The organism is Acinetobacter parvus DSM 16617 = CIP 108168 (assembly GCF_000368025.1).
GTDB classification, from domain to species: Bacteria; Pseudomonadota; Gammaproteobacteria; order Pseudomonadales; family Moraxellaceae; genus Acinetobacter; species Acinetobacter parvus.
The window spans coordinates 404,872-429,013 of the sequence record NZ_KB849212.1 but is presented as its reverse complement, the minus strand read 5'-3'; the positions used below and the strand labels follow the sequence as shown (position 1 = coordinate 429,013).

Annotated in this window: 26 protein-coding genes; 12 read left to right on the top strand and 14 right to left on the bottom strand. The window is 40.9% G+C overall.

The window, feature by feature from the left end:
- Window positions 1–273 precede the first annotated feature (273 nt).
- Entirely contained in the window at window positions 274–549 is a 276-nt protein-coding gene (locus F988_RS08560; protein WP_004676973.1) for a DksA/TraR family C4-type zinc finger protein, read from the top strand.
- Window positions 550–562: 13 nt separating this feature from the next.
- Here F988_RS08560 and F988_RS15290 read toward each other — a convergent pair whose 3' ends face one another.
- Window positions 563–1,564, bottom strand: coding sequence for a helix-turn-helix transcriptional regulator (locus tag F988_RS15290; RefSeq protein WP_004682511.1), 1,002 nt, complete (start codon window positions 1,562–1,564; stop codon window positions 563–565).
- 212 nt (window positions 1,565–1,776) lie between these two features.
- On the opposite strand from F988_RS15290, the gene F988_RS08550 reads away from it, so the two are divergent.
- From F988_RS08550 to F988_RS08530, 5 genes are all read left to right on the top strand, one after another.
- Window positions 1,777–3,348, top strand: a complete 1,572-nt coding sequence (locus F988_RS08550) for a circularly permuted type 2 ATP-grasp protein (RefSeq protein WP_004682509.1) — start codon at window positions 1,777–1,779, stop codon at window positions 3,346–3,348.
- 91 nt (window positions 3,349–3,439) lie between these two features.
- Entirely contained in the window at window positions 3,440–4,042 is a 603-nt protein-coding gene (locus tag F988_RS08545; protein ID WP_004682508.1) for an alpha-E domain-containing protein, read from the top strand.
- On the top strand, window positions 4,039–4,818 hold the full coding sequence (locus F988_RS08540; RefSeq protein WP_004682507.1) for a transglutaminase family protein: 780 nt from the start codon (window positions 4,039–4,041) through the stop codon (window positions 4,816–4,818). Before F988_RS08545 ends, F988_RS08540 begins: the two co-directional genes overlap by 4 nt.
- 16 nt (window positions 4,819–4,834) lie before the next feature.
- Window positions 4,835–5,569: a proteasome-type protease gene (locus F988_RS08535; RefSeq protein WP_004682506.1), complete on the top strand. Its 735-nt coding sequence runs from the start codon at window positions 4,835–4,837 to the stop codon at window positions 5,567–5,569.
- 51 nt (window positions 5,570–5,620) lie between these two features.
- On the top strand, window positions 5,621–6,049 hold the full coding sequence (locus tag F988_RS08530; protein ID WP_004682504.1) for a BLUF domain-containing protein: 429 nt from the start codon (window positions 5,621–5,623) through the stop codon (window positions 6,047–6,049).
- A gap of 103 nt (window positions 6,050–6,152) precedes the next feature.
- On the opposite strand, the gene alr is transcribed toward F988_RS08530, so the two are convergent.
- Complete coding sequence (alr, locus tag F988_RS08525) at window positions 6,153–7,226, bottom strand: alanine racemase (RefSeq protein WP_004682502.1); 1,074 nt, start codon at window positions 7,224–7,226, stop codon at window positions 6,153–6,155.
- A 465-nt stretch (window positions 7,227–7,691) separates the two neighbouring features.
- Here alr and F988_RS08520 point away from each other — a divergent pair, with 465 nt between their 5' ends.
- Window positions 7,692–8,273, top strand: coding sequence for a hypothetical protein (locus F988_RS08520; RefSeq protein ID WP_010589350.1), 582 nt, complete (start codon window positions 7,692–7,694; stop codon window positions 8,271–8,273).
- Between the two features lie 21 nt (window positions 8,274–8,294).
- Here F988_RS08520 and dnaB read toward each other — a convergent pair whose 3' ends face one another.
- The gene (dnaB, locus tag F988_RS08515) at window positions 8,295–9,740 is read right to left on the bottom strand and encodes a replicative DNA helicase (protein WP_004682499.1); all 1,446 of its coding nucleotides are present in this window, start codon (window positions 9,738–9,740) and stop codon (window positions 8,295–8,297) included.
- Between the two features lie 119 nt (window positions 9,741–9,859).
- Window positions 9,860–10,195, bottom strand: a complete 336-nt coding sequence (locus F988_RS08510) for a winged helix-turn-helix transcriptional regulator (RefSeq protein WP_004682497.1) — start codon at window positions 10,193–10,195, stop codon at window positions 9,860–9,862.
- A 134-nt stretch (window positions 10,196–10,329) separates the two neighbouring features.
- Between F988_RS08510 and F988_RS08505 the strand changes: the two genes are divergently transcribed.
- Entirely contained in the window at window positions 10,330–10,884 is a 555-nt protein-coding gene (locus F988_RS08505; RefSeq protein ID WP_004682496.1) for an NAD(P)H-dependent oxidoreductase, read from the top strand.
- Between the two features lie 85 nt (window positions 10,885–10,969).
- Here F988_RS08505 and rplI read toward each other — a convergent pair whose 3' ends face one another.
- From rplI to F988_RS08485, 4 genes are all read right to left on the bottom strand, one after another.
- Window positions 10,970–11,416 carry a 50S ribosomal protein L9 gene (gene rplI, locus F988_RS08500; RefSeq protein ID WP_004676981.1) on the bottom strand — a complete coding sequence of 149 codons (447 nt, stop codon included), beginning with the start codon at window positions 11,414–11,416 and terminating at the stop codon, window positions 10,970–10,972.
- A 9-nt stretch (window positions 11,417–11,425) separates the two neighbouring features.
- Window positions 11,426–11,653 carry a 30S ribosomal protein S18 gene (gene rpsR, locus F988_RS08495; protein WP_004676982.1) on the bottom strand — a complete coding sequence of 76 codons (228 nt, stop codon included), beginning with the start codon at window positions 11,651–11,653 and terminating at the stop codon, window positions 11,426–11,428.
- Window positions 11,654–11,664: 11 nt separating this feature from the next.
- Window positions 11,665–12,048 carry a 30S ribosomal protein S6 gene (gene rpsF, locus F988_RS08490; protein WP_004676984.1) on the bottom strand — a complete coding sequence of 128 codons (384 nt, stop codon included), beginning with the start codon at window positions 12,046–12,048 and terminating at the stop codon, window positions 11,665–11,667.
- Window positions 12,049–12,237: 189 nt separating this feature from the next.
- Window positions 12,238–12,882, bottom strand: a complete 645-nt coding sequence (locus tag F988_RS08485) for a TetR/AcrR family transcriptional regulator (protein ID WP_004682495.1) — start codon at window positions 12,880–12,882, stop codon at window positions 12,238–12,240.
- Between the two features lie 107 nt (window positions 12,883–12,989).
- On the opposite strand from F988_RS08485, the gene F988_RS08480 reads away from it, so the two are divergent.
- The 4 genes from F988_RS08480 to F988_RS08465 are packed head-to-tail and all read left to right on the top strand — an operon-like array spanning window position 12,990 to window position 18,037.
- Window positions 12,990–14,000: an HlyD family secretion protein gene (locus F988_RS08480; RefSeq protein WP_004682493.1), complete on the top strand. Its 1,011-nt coding sequence runs from the start codon at window positions 12,990–12,992 to the stop codon at window positions 13,998–14,000.
- A gap of 6 nt (window positions 14,001–14,006) precedes the next feature.
- A complete protein-coding gene (locus F988_RS08475) occupies window positions 14,007–15,779 on the top strand; it encodes an ATP-binding cassette domain-containing protein (RefSeq protein ID WP_004682491.1) in 1,773 nt (590 codons plus the stop codon).
- Window positions 15,776–16,900: an ABC transporter permease gene (locus F988_RS08470; protein WP_004682489.1), complete on the top strand. Its 1,125-nt coding sequence runs from the start codon at window positions 15,776–15,778 to the stop codon at window positions 16,898–16,900. Before F988_RS08475 ends, F988_RS08470 begins: the two co-directional genes overlap by 4 nt.
- Before the next feature lie 18 nt (window positions 16,901–16,918).
- A complete protein-coding gene (locus F988_RS08465; protein WP_004682488.1) occupies window positions 16,919–18,037 on the top strand; it encodes an ABC transporter permease in 1,119 nt (372 codons plus the stop codon).
- Window positions 18,038–18,077: 40 nt separating this feature from the next.
- Here the strand turns inward: F988_RS08465 and cyoE are convergent, their stop codons facing one another.
- From cyoE to F988_RS08435, 6 genes are all read right to left on the bottom strand, one after another.
- A complete protein-coding gene (gene cyoE, locus F988_RS08460) occupies window positions 18,078–18,956 on the bottom strand; it encodes a heme o synthase (protein ID WP_004682485.1) in 879 nt (292 codons plus the stop codon).
- Window positions 18,957–18,966: 10 nt separating this feature from the next.
- Window positions 18,967–19,296 (bottom strand): cytochrome o ubiquinol oxidase subunit IV, encoded by a 330-nt coding sequence (locus F988_RS08455; protein ID WP_004676987.1) that lies wholly within the window; start codon window positions 19,294–19,296, stop codon window positions 18,967–18,969.
- Window positions 19,296–19,952 (bottom strand): cytochrome o ubiquinol oxidase subunit III, encoded by a 657-nt coding sequence (gene cyoC, locus F988_RS08450; protein WP_004682484.1) that lies wholly within the window; start codon window positions 19,950–19,952, stop codon window positions 19,296–19,298. The genes F988_RS08455 and cyoC overlap by 1 nt, the downstream gene beginning before the upstream one ends.
- 4 nt (window positions 19,953–19,956) lie before the next feature.
- The gene (gene cyoB / locus F988_RS08445; protein ID WP_004682482.1) at window positions 19,957–21,948 is read right to left on the bottom strand and encodes a cytochrome o ubiquinol oxidase subunit I; all 1,992 of its coding nucleotides are present in this window, start codon (window positions 21,946–21,948) and stop codon (window positions 19,957–19,959) included.
- Window positions 21,949–21,951: 3 nt separating this feature from the next.
- Window positions 21,952–23,007: a ubiquinol oxidase subunit II gene (gene cyoA, locus F988_RS08440; RefSeq protein ID WP_004682480.1), complete on the bottom strand. Its 1,056-nt coding sequence runs from the start codon at window positions 23,005–23,007 to the stop codon at window positions 21,952–21,954.
- Window positions 23,008–23,318: 311 nt separating this feature from the next.
- Window positions 23,319–24,092, bottom strand: coding sequence for an RDD family protein (locus F988_RS08435; protein WP_004682479.1), 774 nt, complete (start codon window positions 24,090–24,092; stop codon window positions 23,319–23,321).
- Window positions 24,093–24,142 lie beyond the last annotated feature (50 nt).

The following is a 24,142-nucleotide window of genomic DNA, read 5'->3' as shown; positions in this document are numbered from 1 at the left end:
CTCATTGAGATGTGTCATAGTATTCGTCGTTAGAAAACAATTATTGTGACATTATTTCAATGAGTTATCTATTTTTGTCGTGTACAGAGAATTTTAATAAGAAATCTAGGGGAATCTATTGATTCCCTTATTTTTTTCTAAAAATAAAAACTCTTATGTTTTGGAGTTGACAGCACAGCAGTTGTAATCAGTACAAATAATCGTATTGTGAGCTAAATAAAATGGTCTTAGAATTTTAAATTGACAAGAGATAAAAATGAAACGGGATCAGCAATGGCAGGTGGTTGGGCACGTGACGGTGCAGAGCAGGAGCAGATTGATGCAACAATTCATGATGCGATTGCAAAAGCAAGACAAGGTCTTTCTCATAATGAAGATGGAGAAGCCGCACTATATTGTGAAGAATGTGGCGAGCCCATTCCTCAAGCCCGCCGTGAAGCGATGAAAGGCGTGAAATATTGTATTCGTTGCCAGCAACAACTTGAGGAAAAGAGCAAAGCACTGGAGCTATTTAATCGGCGGGGAAGTAAGGATAGTCAATTACGTTAAATCTTTTGCCTTGTTAATCTTCTATCTCTTTCACAGCATTATATACAATGCTCGGTTCAATATTGAGCAGCTTTTTACCAAAGCTGCGTAACCACCACACCAGTTGAGACGTAAAGGGAACCGTTGCGTTCACCTCAACAATATTTTCCTCTAGTGCCGTAATGGTCTGGTCTTTGCTCAACTGGCTTTCATAAAAGCTTTTGGCTGTATTTTCCGTCATGGTTAGCTTTAACTGAATTTGTTCAGTTGGTTTGCTGTAATCCACGCGGAAACCCAGTGCACCTGAGTCAATGTAATGATCAATATCAAAATTGACAGGATGCAGTGCCCGACTATCCAGAACCGTGGCTGCCTTAAAACGGTGCAGGGCAAAAGTTTGCACTTCAGTTTTATCATTTCTGGTACAGATTAAATAAATCACTGCACCTTTTTGTACCAGTGCCAGAGGATTGAGGATATAGGTTTTATCTTCTCCCTGATGGGTTCTGGCACGATAGATACATTCAATTTGCTTGTCTTGTAACAGTCCCTCATAAATTGCCTGCTGTGCATGTTTATCCACAATTGGCGGAATGAGCGGCTGTGTCGCTGGAACAATGCGCACACGGTTGATCCATTGTCTGACATTGTTTTGTGTGGAAAGACTGCGTTTTGCCAAGTCGAACCACGGCATCATTTCTTCAAGCAAGCTGGGTGGAAGCAAATGGCGTAAATGCTCTTCCACCATCATAAAGGTGACCGCCTGTGAGCTGGTCATGTGCGGCAAACTCTGGATGGGCGCGTCTGAACGCCAGCGCCAGCCTTGCGGAACCGTTTTATTGCTTTCAATGGGAAAACGCTGTGAAATTTGATTTAAGTCACGTTGAATCGTACGCAAACTAATCTCAATACCCTCACGTTCCAGAATTTCCTGCAATTCACGCGTGCCCATCCATTTACCCGTAGAAAGGCGGGACAAGATTTGCCATTGACGATAAAGGCTGTTTGACGTTTCTTTTTCTTGTATGGATGACATAGGCGTAATATGCAATTCAATGAGCTAGAGCTGACACAATAAAAAAACTCCGATTATTTAGCAAGTACATCACATTTAGATTACGTATTTACGACTGAAACCAATGCAGATTTGCTTAAAACTTTTAAAACTGCTTCAAAAATGATCATTTTATATAGGTGGCATTGAAATTGCTTACTTAAGAGATAAATAAATGATGAGATGAGGTTTCTATGCCAGAACAAGAACACAATCTAAATATCAGTACAGATTATTATTCTCCAGACCAAACGGCAGCGGTTTCGGTATATTCGTCCACATTTATTCCAGATATTCCAGATATTCCAGAGCTGAGCAGTATTACCACTAACCTGTTTGAACAACTCAAATCACAATTTTTTAATGAAATGCTCGATGATAAGAGCTTTAATGGAGAGGCATCAAAAAAGATTGAACAATGGTTAAGTATCCGTAGCCTTGATGAGTTAAAGGTGCTGGGAGCGCAGGCAAAGCAGCATTTTTTGTATCAGGGTATCACCTTTAATGTGTATGGGGATCAGGAGGGAACAGAGCGGACCATTCCTTATGACTTAATCCCGCGTGTCATTGAGAAAAAACAATGGGAGAAAATATCATCAGGCTGTGCACAACGTGTTAAGGCGCTAAATCTATTTCTGGATGACATTTACCATGAACAAAACATTCTTAAGGATGGGCTGATTCCCGCACATCAGGTGATGGCACATGAAGCCTTTCAGCCGCATATGCTCAGGCATCATCTTAAAGGCAAGGTTTATTCACAAATCAGCGGCATAGACATTATTCGAGATGGGCGAGGTGATTTCTTTGTGCTTGAGGACAATTTAAGAACGCCATCAGGGGTGTCTTATATGCTGGAAAGCCGAAAAATCAGCCAAAAATTGATGCCTGATTTGTGCAGTAGCAATAATTTACAGGGGATTGAACAATACCCAACTTTATTAAGGGCTATTCTGGAAGAGAATGCCTATGTTGATAAGCCCTTTATTGTGGTGCTGACTCCAGGCCGTTTTAACAGTGCCTACTATGAACACGCCTTTTTGGCGCGTGAAATGGATGTGCCGCTGGTGACAAGTCGTGATCTTTTTGTTGAGAATGACAAGGTCTTTGCAAAAACCATTCGTGGCCGTCAGCAGGTGGATGTGATTTATCGCCGTGTTGATGATGAGTTTCTAGACCCACTGGTATTCCGTGCTGACAGTACGCTTGGTGTGGCGGGTTTGATGTCGGCCTATCTACAGAACAATGTGGTGATTGCTAATGCACCAGGAACAGGGGTTGCTGATGACAAGTCAATCTATCCTTATGTTGACCAAATGATTCAGTATTATCTGGGAGAAACCCCGATTTTAAGTAATGTGCCTACTTATCAATGCCGAGACAGTGAACAACTGGATTATGTGCTCAACAATCTGGAAAAGTTGGTGGTTAAGGAAGCACAGGGTTCAGGTGGATATGGCATGTTGATTGGGCCTCAAGCGGATCAACAGCAAATTGAGCAATTTAGACAGAAAATTATGCAGACCCCGCATTTATATATTGCACAGCCAACCTTGGCACTGTCAGTTGCACCGACATTGACCACAGATGGCGTTGCTGAGCGACATATTGATTTACGCCCATTTGTATTGAGTTCACCTTACCGTACGGAAATTGTGCCAGGAGGATTAACGCGGGTGGCTATGCAGGCAGGTTCGCTGGTGGTCAACTCTTCTCAGGGTGGCGGCATTAAGGATACCTGGGTGGTGGAATCGCTGCACTCCTAACATCTTTCCTATGCAGCAATAACATTGCACATATCCTTTGTGTGCAGTGCGATATTTCACAGGAATTTATGATTAATAAGGGAGGAGATTTATGCTTTTACTTAGCTCAAGTGCTCAACATATTTATTGGTTAGGTCGTTATTTATTTCGTATTGAGTATATGGCGAGTCATTTGCCCTTTACAGATGACCAACAGGCAGCAAGATTTGCACAGGCATTGTGTCTGCATATTGATGATGCTGAAAGTTTGAACCAATTTATGCTGGATCGGCAACAGCCATATTCCTTGATGAGCCAGCTTGAGATTGCCCGGGATAATATTCAGGAACTGAGGGGACTATTGAGTTCTGAAACTTATGCCGAGCTGAACCAGCTAATAAAAAATGTTATACCTGATGTGCCAACTATCCAGAATATCGTAAAGGAATGTTGTGCAATCCTGAAAACAGAACAAGAGGATATTGCTTTATTTTTTCATATTGGACAGGGTATGGAGCAAATTGATACCTGTTTTCGGTTGCAGCATAATATTCATGATGTGCTGAATACGATTGATTCAGTGATTGAACGATTATTTCATTTAGGTTGGGATGATTTGCAACCAAGTTGGAAAATATTGAAAAATCAACCTGACTTGAACCAGTTTTATGCATTTACCTATAAACTGGAAAATCAATTTGAGGTGTTCGCATGAAATTGATGGTGAATCATCAAACGCATTATCATTATACGCAGGCTGCACGGAATAGTGTGCAGTCGATTAAAATGATACCGCAGAGTTCACGGCACCAGTTGGTTGAGTCCTGGCATATTAGCGTTCCAGGGCAATACACCAGTAAACTTGATGCCTTTAACAACCTCTGGATTACGGCAAGCCAGCGACATGACTACCATTACCTGACCATTATGGCGCAGGGGGTTGTTGATTTGTATGATACTGAACTGGGTTATGTGGACACTGGTGTTTCACCAATATTGTTTTTACAGGGCACACAAATGACCTGTTGTGACTCGATGATGCGGGATTTTGCCCAGACTATTGTAAAAGTGAAAGACCGCCACCACCTTATTTTATTGGCAGAGCAGATTTTACAGCACATCCCTTATCAGCCTGAAAGCACATCTGTAACGACTTCTGCAATAGATTCATTTTATGCTGGGCAAGGTGTATGTCAGGATCATGCACATGTGTTTATTGCCATGTGCCGTGCGTTACAATTACCCGCCCGTTATGTGTCGGGTTATTTATACGATCAAAACCAGCCACACCTTGCCAGTCACGCATGGGCAGAAGTTTTTGTGGAAAATGAATGGTATTGTTTCGATATCAGTAACCAGATATTCACGCCCAAAAGTCATATCTATGTGGCAATTGGCCGTGATTATCTGGATGTTGCGCCCGTACGTGGTGTGCGTGAACAGGGGGGTGTTGAAATTATGACATCCAGTGTTCAAGTTTTGGCTTGTTGAGTGTGAAGAGAGAAAGATGACCTATTGTTGTGCATTAAGATTAGAGCAGGGTTTGGTATTGATTAGTGATACTCGAACTAATGCAGGGGTCGATCATATTTCTGTATTTCGTAAATTACATACCTTTGGTATTGAGGGTGAGCGTTTTATTGCATTGCAAACGGCAGGTAATTTAGCAACAACCCAAGCTGTTATTGGTCATTTACAAAATGCTTTAGCATTACATCAAGAGCCAAATTTATATAGCGCAAATACCATGTTTGAAGTTGCTGAATTAATTGGGAAGACTTTGCGTAAGGTGCTTGAGGATGTTACGACTGATACTCAGGAACAGATGAATTATTCCTGTAGTATTTTGGTAGGTGGACAGATACAGGGTGATGAGATGCAACTTTATAATGTCTATCCTCAAGGCAATTTTATTTGTGCGACTACCGATACCCCATATTTCCAGATTGGTGAAAGTAAATATGGAAAGCCAATTTTAGATCGTGCACTGCACTATACGATGCCATTAGATGATGCATTACGTTGCAGTTTGATCTCTTTTGATTCAACATTAAGGTCTAATGTTTCTGTTGGATTACCTTTAGACGCGTTGGTCTATCATAAAGACAGTTTTATGATTCCAGAGGGCAAGCGCATCAGTGAGGAAGACCCTTACTTTAGCCAAATTAGTAAGCAGTGGTCTGATACCTTGCGCCGTGGTTTGCAGGAACTACCAAAACCAACAGTAGATTATTGGGGCTAGTCAGCAAAGACAGGCATAATGAACTAAAATGCTTTATAAGTGTAAGAAAAAATGATATTTCAACTTTGTTATGCCAGTACCAGTACTTCTGAAAAATCATATTTGCCACTTGATTTAAGAGAAGTTTTAAATGAGGCACACCATTTTAATTATGTGAATAATATACATGGTGTGCTGTACTTTGCAGATGGTTATTTTTTCCAGTGTCTGGAGGGAGAACAAGCAGTTATTTTGGAACTGCTTGATAAAATCAGGCAAGACCCTCGCCATCATCAGATTTATATTTTTAATCCTCAACGCATCTCACAAGGTCATTTCAACGATTGGTCAATGAAATTTGTGCGGAAAAATAGTCAAGTTTCAGAGTTTTTCCAGCAGCATCTACAACAGGCCGAGTTTAATCCCTATTTGTTAAATGAGGGTTTGATTGCAGCATTGATTCCATTGCTTGCGGATATACAAATGGATGAGGTGGCTTAAAAATCCAAGATATTGGTTTGTGCTTGTTTTTGGTTTAAGCTAATTTTTATAATACATCGAATAGGTCAGTAATCATAAATTCCTGACCTATCTTTTAATCTGCTTAATACAAGAGTTGACGTTTTGGACGTTGGCTCAAGCGACATAGCAGTTCATAGCCAATGGTGCCATTGGCCGTGGCGACATCATCCAACAAACGGTGTTTGCCCCATAACTCAATTTGCGTGCCTAATTCAACGTCCAAACCAGTGACATCAATGGCAATCATATCCATACTGACACGACCAATAACAGGAACAAGTTGTTCATCAATCGCCACAAAATTTGGTTTGATATAAGCTCTTGGATAACCATCACCATAGCCAATTGAGACGATGGCAATCTTCATAGGCTGTGCTGCTGTAAAGGTTGAACCGTAACCTACAGATTCGCCTTGTTGAATAGAATTAAGCGCAATAATTCTAGCACTAAATGTCATCACGGGTTTGAGATCAAGCGTATGGACGTTTTGATCGGCAAAAGGCGTTGCACCATACAACATGATTCCTGGACGAACAAAGTCGAAATGTAGTTCAGGATATTTATAGATTGCCGCAGAATTGCAACACGATGCCAGAATCGGTTCACATGCTTGTTTTACTTGTAGAAACTGGTTTTTTTGTTGTTCATTTAATGGATGATCTGAATCAGCGTTGGCAAAGTGCATGGTGAGTACACAGGTAAAACCATGTGATTTTAAGCGTTGAATCACTTCAATAATTTCTGTCGGTTTAAAACCCAAGCGATTCATACCGCTATTCAGCTTTACCCAGACCTTTAGGTTCAAAGCGTTATAATGATCTTTATGGGCAATTAACCATTCAACCTGCGGGGTCTGATGAACAACACATTCCAGTTTTTGTCCAATCACTTGAATCATTTCATTTTCAGAAAAAACACCCTCAATCAGGGTGATGGGCTGTGTATATCCCAACTCTCGGATTTCTAAGGCTTCTTCAACGCAAGCGACACCGAAAGCATCGCTATCCTTTAAGGCTGCTAAGCATTCTTTTACACCATGTCCGTAAGCATTGGCCTTGACCATGCTGACAATTTTCGCTGTTGGGGCAAGTTGTTTGACACGGTTTAAATTATATTGCAGTGCCTGACTGTCAATATAAACTGTTGCTTGGCGCACCCTCGTTACTCCTTGGGAATGACAATTGGTAATTTGTGTTAGATACACTGTTGAGTGATAAATAAATACTAAAAATAGTTCTATTTAAAAATATTCACTATTGTAGACTTATCAAGCTCAAATAGACACGAACATCTAAGTTTTTGATCATAAATTAACTTAAGATCGAAAAATATATAGGTTATTGATTGCAACTAATTTGTAAAAGTTTCAGGCTTTATTTTTATATAAAATTATACATTCTAAAAGCTATCATGGCGTTAGATGCTCTCACTTAGGAAAATTCTGAACTTTACGAGTTAGGGTAAAAATCAGATGAATGTGGAGCGTGGGTTTGTAATTTAAACGAACTCAAAGAGAGATTAAAAAATGTATTTTAAACTTGGATATGTTGAATAAATGATGAAAATATTTTGTTATCTGGGATGGACTATATTATTTTTCTGTCAGGCAGTTATGGCTTGTATGCCACATTCACCTAATGACGTATTTATTGCCCGTTACCACGATTCACTGGCAGTACAGGGGAGTTCAGACTTCATCTTTCAACTGAGTTCAGGTCAATTTATTTTTCGCTCAAAACTAGATGAAGTTAAATATAAAAAACCTACACAATGGAAAAGTACATTTTCTAGTCAAAATATTGAAAAGGGCAGTTTGATCATAGGTTTAGCTTATACTCCTGACTTTGCTAAACTTGAACAATATCAAATTGCTTCATTTGCAACTTTGAGTTGTGCTCATAATCAGCTCAGTGTTTCTAGACCAGTGCAGCCGTTTTTAGCTTGGAATCGACAGATGGCAAAGTGTACAATCGGGGGGCGGAAAACAATTGGTATTAAAACGATTGGTATATTAGATGGGTTTATACAATATGATCAATCACATTACTTAGCACAACTTCAACAAAAATATCCAACATGTGAACAACTCAATAAAGCATTTCCATCATTTGAAATGAAAGAAAATAGTCAAAATTTAAATTTAGTCTCAAGTTGGAAACTATGGTGGGCAAAGTTAATAAGTCAGATTAAATCATGGTTTTAATAAAAAAGAGCAATGCAATCATTACTCTTCATCATCATACTGAGCATAATACTCAGGAGATAAGTTACTAAAACGCGTATATTGTCCTTCAAAAGCAAGACGCACCGTACCAATTGGGCCGTTACGCTGTTTACCAATAATAATTTCGGCTGTGCCTGCTTCTTTAGATTCTTTATTGTAGACTTCGTCACGGTAAATAAACATGATTAAGTCCGCATCCTGTTCAATTGCACCAGATTCACGCAAGTCTGACATCACAGGGCGTTTATTAGGTCGGTTCTCTAAGGAACGGTTCAGCTGTGAGAGAGCAATTACTGGACATTGCATTTCTTTTGCCAATGCTTTCAGGCTTCGGGAAATTTCCGAAATCTCACCAACACGGTTATCACCCATACCTGGCACTTTCATTAACTGCAAGTAATCGACCATGATGCAGCCAATTTTTCCATCATGCATTTTAGCAATACGTCTGGCACGTGCCCGAACCTCCGTTGGTGGCAGAGCAGAGGAATCATCAATATAAAGATGTTTTTCCTGTAACTGCAAAATCGTGCCTGTAACCTTTGACCATTCATCTCCATCCAGCTTACCTGAACGCAGATGGCCTTGATGCACTTTGCCATAGGAGGAAATCAAACGCATGGCGATGGAATCCGCAGGCATCTCCATTGAGTAAACAAGGGCAGGAAGATTGCTGTTAAATAAAACGCTTTCAACCAGATTCATGGCAAATGTGGTTTTACCCATAGAGGGACGAGCCGCGACAATAATTAAATCACCTGCCTGCATCCCATAGGTTTTATTGTCCAGTTCAAGGAAACCTGTGGAAAGGCCTGTGATATTGCCATCCATTTTGGACAGCTCATCCAGTTTGCTAATCACATCCGCAGTGACTGAACTGATTGATTTTGGGCCTGAATCCTTTTTATTGTTGTTATGCTGTTCTGCCAGAGAGAAAATATTGGTTTCAGCCAAGTCCAGAATTTCGCTGACAGGACGGCCCTTGGTGTCATAGGCATTTTGTAAAATATCTGTGCTGACCTTGATCATGCTGCGTAAGGTTGAAAATTCCTTAATCTTACTGGCATAGATTTCAAGGTTATAGAAGCTTGATGGAGAATCTGCCATCAATTGCATTAAATACTCTTCACCACCAATCGCATCCAGCAGGTTTTGCTTGAGTAACCAGTCATTGACCAGAACCGCGTCATAAGGCGAGTTTTCCTGTGCCAGTTTTTCAATGGCACGGTAAATATATTTATGGCGTGTGGCATAAAAATCATTCTCTTTCAGCAAGTCACCGACTTGTTCAAATGATTCAGCAACCGTCATTAAAGCCGCCAGTACTGCCTGTTCAATCGCCAGATTATGCGGTGGCGTTCTAAATTCTTTCAATTGACCTGAGTCATTCACGTTACTCTCTGTCTTTGGAGTATTTTTTGCAAAACTGGCATTTGCCTGTGACATAACAAGACCTAATAAAAAGATGAAACCGTAAAAGAGTGACTATCTTAATCCAAATGGAGGTCAACGCGACAATTTAATTCATTGAAAATTGTGTAAGTGGTGAAAAAGTGTGGGTGAGTTCAGAGCCGATTGGCTGCCCCCCATTGGCACATCATATCTAATAGAGGAATCAATGATAGTCCTCGTTCTGATAAGCTATATTCAACTTTAGGGGGAATTTGTGGATATTCCTTACGGATAATTAGTTGATCTTTTTCCATTTCTTTCAAGGTTAAACTTAAGGTTTTGAATGAAATATTACCAATTGAGCGTTTTAACTCATTGAATCGCATAATAGATTTATGTTGATAAAGCCAATACATAATAATCATTTTGTATTTACCATTGATTAAGGAAAGCGTATATCCAAAATCAGTTTGTCCTAAGTCAATATGTGGTGGTGCGCAGGTTTCCATCGTTATCTTCTGACACTAACTTTTGGTTTAGTATATAACCATAATGACCGTACTTATATAATTTGTAGCATGCTTTTATAATTAATTTCATACTTGTTAGTGAAAGACTTAAATGTCTGTTGTGATGGTTTGAAATGAAGAAAACACTCGTGATTGTTGCTCATCCAGATATTGAAAACTCTGTCATAAATAAACGATGGATTGAGGAGTTAAGCCAATATTCAGATGAATTTACTGTGCATCAACTGTATCAACAGTATCCTGATGGCCATATTGATGTGGCAAAAGAACAAGCATTGGTTGAATCACACCAAAATTTGGTTCTTCAGTTTCCGATTTATTGGTTTAACTGTCCGCCATTATTGAAACAGTGGCTTGATGATGTACTGACTTATGGTTGGGCCTATGGTTCAGCAGGAAATCAGTTAAAAGATAAGAAAATAACGCTAGCAGTTTCTGCTGGCATTAAAGAAAAAGATTATGCAGCAGATGGTCGCTATCAATTTTCTCTAAAAGAGTTGTGTTTACCTTTTGAATTAACTGCGCGATATGTAAAAGCCGATTATCAACCCATGTATGTTTTTTATGGAATGGATACAAATCCTGAAGAAGGAGAGACTCAACCTACGAGGAATGAAATCAATCAGAGTGCGGTGGATTATGTGAAATATTTATTGCAGATAGGTTAGCTGTATGTTCAATAAATAGAATAATTTACAAATCAGCAGACATAAAAAAAGAGCATGTAAAACATGCTCTTTTTCTTTGCAGAAATTACTCAGATACGATAGTAACGAGAACTTCAGCAACAACATCATGATGCAATTGGATTGCGATGTTGAATTCACCAGTGTGACGAAGCGCACCGTTTGGTAAACGAACTTCTGCACGGTCTACAGCAAGACCAGCATTGGTCAAGGCATCAGCGATGTCACGAGTACCGATCGAACCGAAAAGTTTACCTTCATCACCAGCTTTAGCTGTGATGACGATATTCACTTCGTTTAATTGTTCAGCACGTGCATTTGCAGCAGCCAAAATAGCAGCTTCCTGTTTTTCAAGTTCAGCACGACGAGCTTCAAAAGCAGCAGTGTTTGCTTCAGTTGCAGCTACAGCTTTACCTTGAGGGATCAGGAAGTTACGACCGTAACCAGCTTTAACTGATACTTTGTCGCCCAATTTACCAAGGTTCTTAATGCGTTGTAATAAGATAATATCCACGGCTCAACCTCACTTATGATTGTCAGTGTAAGGAATCAACGCTAAATAGCGCGCTTGTTTAATCGCTAACGCTAATTGACGTTGATAACGAGCTTTAGTACCTGTAATACGGCTAGGAACAATCTTGCCGTTTTCAGTGATGTACTGTTTTAAAGTGTCGATATCTTTGTAGTCGATGTACGCAACTTTCTCAGCTGTAAAGCGGCAGAACTTGCGACGACGGTAAAAACGTGCCATTGATGTTCTCCTTATTCAGCTTCTTGAACTGCGTGTTGTGCTTCTTCACGTTGCGCCTTACGGGCACGTTTTTCTTCAGCACTTTTCGCAAGTAGAGATTCTTCAGTGATTGCGTGTTCACGACGGATGATGATGTTGCGAATGATCGCGTCGTTATAACGGAACAATTCTTCTAGTTCATCAAGAGTCGTTTGACCACATTCAACATTCATAAGAATGTAGTGTGCTTTATGAATCTTGTTAATTGGGTAAGCCAATTGGCGACGGCCCCAATCTTCTAAACGGTGAATTTGACCTTCAGCTTCTTTGATCTGAGAGATATAGCGTTCAACCATACCTACAACTTGATCGCTTTGGTCTGGGTGTACCAATAGTACGATTTCGTAGTGACGCATTGTCAGCTCCTTACGGTTTAAGCAGCCCCTGACTTGATAAAGCCAGAAGCAAGGAGTCATAACTAATTTAGTTATGTCGCAAATTGCGAAGCGACAATTCTAGTCATGTTTGGCTCAAATCGCAAGTTATATTGGCGTTTTGTGATGATCTAAACAATGGAAAATACATATTGGCAAGGGAGAAGTAGCTTATTTTATGTGGTTTGGGAAATTAGCTTGTAACCCAGCTAAAGCAAACTGACTAAAATGTCGGGCTAATTGTTCTGGTGGTAGATGGATAATGGGAAGCAATGGACTATGTGGAATATTGGTACTGGTGGCAATAATTAACATCATACAGGGCGCAACTATGCTTAATGTCATTGGTAGTAACATAGGATGCTGTTCATCTATTCCCGAAATCTGACAAATGATATTTTGTATTAATTGTAGTTTTCTAGCCACTTCATGCTGCATAAAATCCTGTAAGTGAATAGATGAAGACAAGAGTTCCCGAATAAAAACTTTGCTATGCCATTGTCCTGTATCACAGATTTTTTCAATTAAAGTTTTAAAAAATTGCTGTAACTTTTCTTCTGGTATCAATGCACTTTCTACCAAATCAATGAGATATTGCTCATCAATATAATGTGCATGGGCTTCGATTAATACGGCTTTATATAAGCCATCACGTCCATTGAAATGATAGTTAATCGCTGCCAAATCGACTTCGGCAGCTTGGGCAATGGCTTTGTTACTGGTCTGGGCAAAGCCATGTAGGGCAATCAGGTTGCCTGCGGCATCCAGAATTTTGGCTTTGGTTGCATCACCATCACTGCGTCTATTACAGGACATGATTGCCTCACGATATTTTTCTAGCCCAAGTATATCTTTTTTTGCCAATCTGGTGTAGTTTAAATTTAAATTTAATTTAAACTTTAGGGTAAAAAGGTTTGCAGCTCATGAAAAAAACTGCCATTGCTGTATCTGTGCTGATTGCGATTGCTATTTTGGCAGTTGCGATATGGTTTTTTCAACGGGATGAACAGAAAGATGCTGCGCTCACCTTATATGGCAACGTTGATATTCGTCAGGTGTCACTGGCATTTGAGGAGTCGGGACGGATTCAAAGTTTAAATGTGCAGGAGGGCGATAAGGTACGGCAAGGGCAGCTATTGGCACAGTTGAATACCGATGCGTTAAAAATTCAGGCAAAACAAGCTCAAGCCCAGTTAGATGTGCAGAAACAAGCCATCATTAAACAGGACGTAGGCACACGCCCCGAAGAAATCACCCAAGCGAAAGCCCAGATTGTTTCGGCGCAAGCCCAACTGGAAAAAGCCAATAAGGATTTGCAGCGTTTACAGGTTTTAAATCAAAGTACCGCAGGGCAAGCGATTAGCAAGCAGGAACTGGATTATGCCAAAAGTAATCAGGCAACCGCAGCAGCGACTTTAAAAGAGCGTGAAGCCAATCTACAACTTTTACAAAAAGGCACGAGAGCGGAAGATAGGGCAGCAACTAAAGCCCAATATGAAGTGAGTCAATCCAGTCTGGATTTAATTCAATACAGGATTGCACAAAGTGCATTACGTTCACCTGTCAATGCTGTGGTGCGTGCCAGATTGCAGGAAGTGGGCGATATGACCACACCGCAAAAAGCAGTTTATACACTGGCTTTAACCGACCCGAAATGGGTACGCGTGTATGCCAGCGAGAAGGATTTAAGTCAGATAAAAATGGGTTTAACCGCACAGGTTATTCGTGATGCTCAACCAAATCAACCAATGACGGGTCAAGTCGGTTATATTTCTTCGGTCGCTGAATTTACCCCGAAAACCGTACAAACCGAAGATATTCGCACTACGCTGGTCTATGAAGTACGGGTGTATGTTGATGACCCGAATGACCAGTTAAAAATGGGACAACCTGTGACGGTTAAAATTGCTCAATCAGCCATAGCACAAGAGTAAAACACCATGCGTGATTCTCGTGTTGTGGTGGCGTGCGATTTACAGCAAACCTTTAAATCTGACAATAAAAAAGTGCCCGATATTGCAGCATTGCAGGATTTAAATATGCAGATTCAGGCAGGGCAGCTTACTGCCTTGGTTGGTCCTGATGGTGCAGGAAAAACCACTTTTTTACGTCTGATTGCAGGTTTATATCAACCGACCTCGGGTTCGCTGGAAGTGCTGGGGATTGATGTGGCAAAAAATCCACAGGCTGTACAAGACCGCATCAGCTATATGCCGCAACGCTTTGGCTTATATGAAGATTTAAGTATTCAGGAAAATCTGGATTTATATGCCGATTTACATGGTGTGCCGCAAGATGTAAGGAAAGAACGCTTTGCCCGTTTATTGAGCATTACTGATTTAGCCCGATTTACTGAACGTCCTGCTGGAAAATTATCTGGTGGTATGAAGCAAAAACTGGGTTTGGCGTGTACTTTGGTGCGTTCGCCTGAATTGCTGTTGTTAGATGAGCCAAGTGTTGGGGTAGACCCATTATCCAGACGGGATTTATGGCTGATTATCGAGCAGTTGGTGCGGGAAGAAAATTTAAGCGTCATCATCAGCACGGCTTATATGGACGAAGCTGAACGCTGTGCCGAAGTTTATGTGATGTATGAGGGTAAAGTTTTAAAGCAAGGCACACCACAGCAACTCAGCGAACAAGTACGAGGGCTAACATGGCAGGTGCAACCGCCTGAAAAGATGAAAGCCCGAACTTTACAGGCGTATTTACTGGATAATCATCAATATATTACCGATGCTGTACCGAAAGGTGATGTAGTACGTTTTATTAGCAAAGTGGATTATCCACAATTTCCCATTGAACACTTGCCACAAGGTGCGGTTGTACACGCCAGACCGCCCGAACTGGAAGATGCCTTGATGTTATTTTTACATCAGGCACAACATCAGGATAAACCACAAAACAATCTTGATGATACATTAATTTTACCGAGCCAAACTGAAATTTCAGCACAGCAATCGCCTGTGATTATTGTGAAAGATTTGGTTCGCAAATTTGGTGATTTTACCGCAGTTGCCAGCACCTCATTTGAAGTACAACGTGGCGAGATTTTTGGTTTATTAGGACCAAATGGTGCAGGAAAAACCACAACTTTCCGCATGTTATGCGGGTTGTTACCTGCCAGTAGTGGCATGTTGCAAGTGGCAGGTATGAATTTACGCACCGCACGAGCCGAAGCACGGGCAAAAATTGGCTATGTATCACAAAAATTTGCTTTGTATGGCAATTTAACCGTACTGGATAATCTTAAATTTTTTGGCGGTGCGTATGGTTTATCGGGCAAAAAACTGAAACAACAGATTGACCAAGCCTTACAACAATTCGAGTTAAAACCACATGCTAAAAGTGGTGATTTACCCAATGGTTTTAAACAGCGTTTGTCGATGGCAGCAGCCTTATTACATCAGCCTGAAATCGTGTTTTTAGATGAACCGACCAGTGGCATTGACCCTTTGGCAAGACGTGCCTTTTGGTACATCATTGGCGAATTAGCCAATCAGGGTATGACCATTATCATCACCACGCATTTTATGGAAGAAGCGGAATATTGCGACCGTATTGCCATTCAGGACGCAGGAAAAATGCTGGCATTGGGTTCACCGCAACAGGTACGACAGCAGGTCGGCAATGCAGGAGCAACCGATATGAACAGTGCCTTTATTGCCATTGTGGAACAGGCTCGTTCACAGCAAGAAAGGGGAAGTAAATGAAATTTACGCCCTTTTTTCGACGTTTAATTGCCTTGACTGGTAAAGAAAGTCATCAGCTATTGCGGGATAAAAGCAGTTTAATGATTGGACTAATTTTACCGATAGTTTTGATTTTATTGTTTGGTTATGGTTTATCTTTTGATTTAAGTCATGGGCGAGTAGGCGTGGTGGTGCAAAACAGTAGTCCACAAAGCCAACAACTCATTGCAGGTTTAAAAGGAACACAATATCTCGATGTCAGCCAGTATTCAAATTTTTATCAGGCACAGCAGGCAATCGGGCGGGCTGAAATAGATGCGATTGTCAATTTGCCGAGTGATTTTGCCCAGCAAAGCGCCAAAGGTACAGCGACCATACAGGTGATTACAAATGGTCGTTCCACCAGTATTGCATCAGCTTTACAGGGGTATATTTCAGGGGCATTGGCAACCACACAGTCCATTCAGGCAGACCGTCAGACGACCTCATCCAGTGGTGTGGTGACGGTTGAACAACGTATGTGGTTTAACGAATCGGCAAATAGTACTTGGTTTATTGTTCCTGGATTGATTGTGTTGATTCTGACTTTAATCGGGGCATTTTTAACTGCCTTATTGATTGCTCGTGAACGGGAACGAGGCACATTGGAAGCCTTATTTGTCACACCTGTGCGTCCACTGGAAATTGTCCTTGCCAAACTGATTCCCTATATCTTGATTGGCATGATAGATATTGTGGTCTGTCTAATCGCAACACATTTTTTGTTTGCAGTACCCATGCGTGGTTCGTTACTGTCGATAATGAGTGCTGCATTCCTGTATTTAATGGTGTCCCTGTTGATGGGGTTGACTATTTCGGGTTTTGCCCAGAATCAGTTTAAAGCCAGCCAGATTGCATTATTGGTCAGTTTTATGCCTGCCATGATGCTGTCTGGTTTTGTGTTTGATACCCGTAATCTGCCTTTTGTTATCCAAATCATCAGCCAGATTTTACCTGCAACCCATTTTATGGTGCTGATTAAAACCCTGTTTTTAGGGGGAGATAACTGGACATTATGGCTCAAGGAATGTGCTGTTTTAATGCTGTATGTGATGATTTTTATTGTGGCGTCCTGTAGGTCGCTGCAAAAACGCTTGAACTGATTTTATAGAGATACGCCCATGATAAATAAAATCATTAACTGGCTAAATTATCTTCTGGTCTTGGTTAAAAAAGAATTTCTGATTATTTTCAGTGACCCTGCCAATCGGGCAATATTATTTGTGCCTGCATTACTGCAAGCTTTATTATATGGCTATGCGGGCACTTATAATGTGAATCATGTCGATTATGCAGTATTAGACCAGAGCAAAGGACAAATATCAGTACAGTTACTCAATCATTTAGATGGTTCAGGGATTTTTAAACGCACAGCGACACTGGATAATAATACCCAGATTCAACAGGTGATTGATGACCGAACTGCTTTAGCCGTGATTATCATTCCAGCTGATTTTGAGGATAAACTTAATCAGGAACAGGCTTCACCGATTCAGGTTATTCTGGATGGTCGGAATTCTTCAACTGCAAGTATGGCAGGGGTGTATATCAACAGTGTCGTTGCTAGAGTGAATCAGCAATATCTGGGAACGGGTACGGTGGTCAATGTGGAAACACGTACATGGTATAACCCCAATCTGGAATCACGATGGGGAATCATGCCATCTTTGATTGCAGCGTTAAGCATGATACAAACGTTATTGTTATCGGCTTTATCAGTAGCACGAGAGCGGGAACAAGGTACATTTGACCAGTTGCTGGTGACGCCTTATACCCCGATTCATATTATGATAGGTAAAGCCTTACCGCCTATTTTTGTCGGTTTGATGCAATCGACTATTATTCTGCTCATTATCCTGTTCTGGTTTAAGATTCCCATGAATGGCTCACTGGGTTTACTTTATTTTGGTTTACTGTGTTTTAACATTGCAACGGTGGGCGTGGGATTATCCATTTCGGCAATTTCCCTGAATATGCAGCAAGCCATGTTATTTACTTTCTTTTTAATTATGCCGTTGATGTTGTTGTCTGGTCTTTTAACCCCCGTACAAAATATGCCGTATGCTTTGGAAATAGCCACTTATGCCAATCCTTTACGGTTCGGAATTGATTTGGTGCAACGGGTTTATCTGGAAGGGGCAACTTTTCAGCAGGTCAAAGGCGATTTTCTGCCAATGCTAGTTTTGGCGGTAGTCACTTTGCCATTAGCGGCATGGTTGTTTAGAAATCGTCTGGCCTAGATATAATACTAAATAAAAAGATAGAGTGTTCTCTATCTTTTTAAAAAATAGGGAGGAATGGTGCAGGGCTTTTAAAGGTAAAGCTAAAGCTCAGACTAATGACAGTGATGAGAATCACGGAGAATAAGAAAAAGCGTTTTGCCCAAAGCTGATCATCCTCAGCCTTGAATCCTAAAATACCAATGTAGAACCAGTAGGCACAAAGCAGGTTACAGATCACCAGAAAAACAACATTGGTGTATCCATAAACATATAGCGCATTCATGGCAAAGGTAAATAAAACCACATAGATCAGTGATTCTATTTTCGTTCTATGGATAGAGCGAGCTACAGGTAAGATCGGCACTCCTGCATTTTTATAATCATCAAAACGATAGATTGCAATTCCCCATGAATGTGGCATTTGCCATAAGGCATAGGCTACAAAAATCAGTAGGGCCGCCATATCGAAATGGTGGCTTACAGCCGTATAACCAATGACAGGTGGACTCGCTCCAGAAATACTACCAATGACGGTTTGATGGATTGTGGTACGTTTGGTCCACAAGCTATAGAAACCGACATAGACCACAAAACCAATCACAGCGAATAAAAACGCATACGCATTGACATAAAACCAAAGCATGCCAAAGCCAATCATACCCAACACAAATGCATAAAGCAGTGCAATGGTAGGGGAGATGGTTTTCTTAACAAGGGCACGGTTCATGGTGCGTTGCATTTTTTGATCGATGTCTTGATCAATTACATTATTTACGACACAACCAGACGCAACCACAAAAGTCGTTCCAATCAGTGTAAGTAATAATAAGAGGCAGTCTATGGAGCCTTGGGCGGCTAGGAAAAAGCCGCCCAAGGTGGTAATAAAATTACCGAAGAGAATTCCTGGCTTAGTCAGGAATAAATACTTTTTAAACATGACGACCAGTTTAGATCATCATGTTGTAGTGTAGGTAGTTCATTACCCACACAGAACCGACTAAAAGTACCGCAATACAAAGAATCGTATAGATAAATGCAATCAGGTTCCAGCGTTGTTCAGATGAGGTATTCATGTGTAGGAAATACACAAGCTGTACAATAACCTGAGCAACAGCAGTGATTGCAATCACAGTCACTAAAACGCCACGACCGAAACCACCTGCCATCACCATCCCGAATGGGATGATGGTAAGGATGACAGATAGGATAAAACCAACCGTGTATTGCTTAAAGTTACCGTGTGATGCACCAGCAGCATTATGGTCATGACTACTCATTAGAGAACTCCCAGTAAGTAAACGACGCTGAATACACAGATCCAAACGATGTCAAGGAAGTGCCAGAACAAGCTTAAGCAAGCAAGACGACGTGTATTCGGAAGTGTCAAACCATTCTTCTTGATTTGATACATAAGCACGAGCATCCAAACTAAACCAGAGGTTACGTGGATACCGTGTGTACCAACCAAAGTAAAGAATGCAGATAAGAATGCACTTGTAGTTGGTCCAGCTCCATGAATAGTTTCACCCAATGAGTTTACATATTCATAATGGAAAGCTAAATGATTGAATTCATAGATTTCCATCCCAATGAACGATGCACCAAATAAGAAAGTAACAAACAACCAAGCAATCACTTGATTAACGTTCTTTTTATATGATGCAAGCACTGCAAAACCAAAAGTCACAGAAGAGATCAAAAGGGCAAAAGTTTCGGTTAAAACAAAACCTAAAGAATCACCAAAAAGATCTTTCGCACTTGGAGTACCAGGCGGAATATGACTGCTTAATACAGCGAACGCAATGAAGAGTGATCCGAAAAGAATCAAGTCACTCATCAAATATGTCCAGAAACCAAAGACCGTTAAGTCTGTGTCATCGTGTTCGTGATGACCGCCATGACCGTGGTTGTCGTGATGAAGTACTTCAGCCATTTCCTTAGTCCTTCTTCAAGTGTTTTTCAAGTAACGCATAGCGTTCGTTTTCAATACGCTCTACTTCAGCAGCAGGAACATAATAATCAACATTCTTGGTGAATGAGCTTACGATCAAGCTAACAACTGCAGCAACGAATGAAACAACGACTAGCCACCAAATATGCCAGATCAATGCAAAACCAAGAACAGTAATGAACATTGCAATGATGAAACCAGCTGCACGATTAGTCGGCATATGGATATCTTCATATTTAGTATCGCGTGCGTATGCTACACCATTTTCTTTGTCAGTCCAGAAACGGTCAACACCGTCAGCTGCTGGAAGATGCGCAAAGTTATAGAATGGAGCAGGGGAAGACGTTGCCCATTCAAATGTACGGCTATCCCAAGGATCACCTGTATAGTCCATGTTGTCTTTGCGTTGTAGGAAGCCAACGATGATTTGCATAAGGAAACATGCAATACCGATAGCAATCAATACTGCACCGAACAATGCAATTGCCAAATATGGGTCCCATTCAGGGTTGTCATATGTATTCAAACGACGTGTCATACCCATGAAGCCAAGGATATAAAGTGGCATGAATGCAAAGTAGAAACCAATAAACCAGAACCAGAACGCAGCTTTACCCCAAGCTTCATTGAGCTTCCAGCCAAACATCTTCGGCCAGTAGAAGATGATGCCAGCAAACATACCGAACACCACACCACCGATAATCACGTTATGGAAGTGAGCAATCAGGAACAGTGAGTTGTGTACAAGGAAGTCTGCAGGTGGAACAGCCATAAGTACACCAGTTAAACCACCAATACCGAATGTTACTAGGAAGCCAAGCGTCCATAACATTGGAGTAGTAAAGGTGATGCGACCTTTATACATGGTGAATAACCAAGAGAAGATTTTCACACCTGTAGGAATCGCAATAATCATGGTCATGATACCGAAGAACGCATTCACGTTCGCGCCAGCACCCATGGTGAAGAAGTGGTGAAGCCATACAACAAATGCAAGTACAGTAATCGCAATAGTTGCATACACCATAGACTTGTAACCGAACAACGCTTTACGAGAGAACGTCGCCACGATTTCAGAGTATAGACCAAATGCTGGTAATACCAGGATGTATACTTCAGGGTGACCCCATGTCCAGATCAGGTTCACGTAAAGCATTGGGCTACCGCCAAGCTCATTGGTGAAGAAATGGAAGCCAAAGTAACGGTCTAGCGTCAACATTGCAATTGTACCTGTTAATACAGGGAATGATGCAATGATCAGTACTGCCGTACAAAGTGAAGTCCAGGTAAAGATTGGCATGTCCATTAATTTCATGCCAGGTGCACGCATTTTAATAATGGTAACGAAGAAGTTAACACCTGTTAATAGCGTACCTAAACCTGAAACTTGCAGTGCCCAAATGTAGTAGTCAACACCTACACCAGGAGAATATTGAATGCCAGATAGAGGAGGGTAAGCCATCCAGCCAGTCGCAGCAAATTCACCCAATACAAGTGAAACCATCATCAAACCAGCAGCGCCTGCGAATAACCAGAAACTTAAAGAGTTTAATAATGGGAATGCTACGTCACGAGCACCGATTTGCAATGGAACAGCAATGTTCATCATACCTACAACGAGACCCATCGCTACGAAGAAGATCATGATTACACCGTGTGCTGTAAAGATCTGATCGTAATGGTCTGGATGTAAGTAACCTTCGCCACCGCCTTTCGCGAGGAAAAGTTGTAAACGCATCATAATTGCATCGGCGAAACCACGCAGAAGCATGACTACTGATACGATGATATACATGATACCAATTTTCTTATGGTCTACAGATGTGAACCATTCGTTCCATAAGTATCCCCATTTTTTAAAATAGGTAATACCGCCTAGAACTGCAATGCCACCAAGAGCCATCATGACCATGGTAACGAGTACAATCGGCTCTGTTGGAATAGAATCCCAGCCTAATTTGCCAAAAATCATATCCATGTCTTATTCCCCTTGAGCAGCATGTTCAGCTGCAGCATGAGTTTCTGCTGTTGCATGTCCAGCAGCAGAGTGGTCAGCACCGTGATAATTACTCATATAGTGGTTGATAATTGTTTCAAACAATTTTGGCTCAACTGAAGAGTAATAAGTCACAGGGTGTGGCTTGTTCGGGAACGGTTTCATAGCTTCAGCTTTAGCAAGTGCTTCTTCATCACCAGCAGCCTTAGCACGGTTTACAAGAATTTCGATCTGATGTTTAGAACGATCGCCATCTTTAAGCGTTGCTAACTCAGCTTGGTCAAGTGTACCTTTTTGAATTGCTTCAGCATTGATACTTGTACCATTACCCGCTTTAATAGCTTCTACCCATTGTGCAAACTCTGGTTCAGTTACGCTATGCGCCTTGAAGCGCATTTGTGAGAAACCATAACCTGAATAGTTTGCTGAGAAACCAAGGAATACACCAGGTTCATCTGCCAATAAGTGAAGGTGAGTCTGCATACCCGCCATAGCATAGATTTGGCCGCCTAACTGTGGAATGAAGAATGAGTTCATTGTGAAGTTAGAGGTGATCTTGAAGCTAATAGGTGTTTTTTCTGGGAAGCGTACTTCGTTTACCGTTGCAATGTTTTGCTCAGGATAAATAAAAATCCATTTAAACTGTTCAGCGACGGCTTGAATAGTTAAAGGCGCTTTATCTGACTCTAACGGACGGTAAGGGTCGTACTTGTGGGAACCCCACCAAGTTAACCAAGCTAAAATACCAATAATAATGACAGGTACACCCCAAACAACGATTTCAATTGTCGTAGAGTGTGCCCAGGTAGGTTTATAGTCTGCATCTTTATTCGATGCGCGATATTTCCAACTAAACCATAATGCCATCACGATTGATGGAATCACCACCAACAGCATTAAATAGATCGCAGTCATCATCAGGCTACTTTGACCTTGACCTACTGGACCTTTATTGTTTAGAAGTACCATATCACCGCCACACCCTGTCAAGAGCGCAGCCATCGTTGATAAAGACAATACAGCTAAAATCGTTTGTCTCATTTTACAACCTCGGTGAAGAGTCCCATTCCCTAAATAAATTATGGGATAGCGATTAAAGTGTCGCACGATTGATAAGAAATAATTGTGAATTGCTTAGTAATCATGCGACACCGCTACGTTGTAGGGCATTATGCCTCATATTGAAAAACTAAGCTACTGATAAAGTGGTCTGAAATACTTGTTTTAAAACCCGATTTATTTAGCAGGGATTGGATTAAAGCCTGATCTTTTTTTTATATATCAACACGCTATATTGAAAGGCTGTATAAAATGTATTTTATATACAGCTTTGTGCAAATAATTGATGAGGCTTATTTCTGAACCACTTTGGTCTTTGCCAATTTGTCATGTAATGCCTGACGATTTTTCCCTAATGCAAACAGCGATTCAATCACGGAAATCAACGGCAAAATGATCATGTTTAAAATAACAAAAACCATACTTCTGAGCCAGAATCCCCTTACTGAGCTGACAGGAGCAGAGGTTTCAGCATCCACAATCTTGATTTTTAGCAATTTTTTGCCAATGCTTTGACCTGATTTTCCAATCAGGAAAGCCTGTACCATAAGCATGGCAATGATATAGACACACATGGCCATCCAGGCTTGGGTGGGAATAATCGCAAGAATTTCAGTCTGGACTTTCTGGGCTAGGGCAATGTCTGATGAGCGGTCTGCCATTAGTCGAAACAGTTGTTCATTCAACTGGGTAAACTTTTGTGCCTGTTCGGGTGTAAAAAAAGCGGTGAGTAGGAATGTTGCGGGAAACCATAAAAATACATCAATCAGTTTTGCAAAAAAACGTGAATGGATGGAGGCTAACTGAGATGTCTTTTGTTCGACTTTGATATTAAATGCTGAGTTGGGATGAGTCTCAGTTTTAATCTGGGCACTAAAGGGAGCGTAACCAATAGGCTCATAAACAAGTTTACCTTGTGTAAGTTCACCAAGCGCTTTCCATTCCGTTAATCCTTGATGCCAAGCTAAATCTGTTAAAAGTACTTGCTGGCTTGCAAGCATTTGATTCAGTTGTTCAATTGAATACGGACCAGCTTGTTGGTTATTTCTCGCCAAGTAAATTTGCATAAAACTCAATTCTCAAAATAAATCTAAAAGTACAAAATTGGTAGATGAAA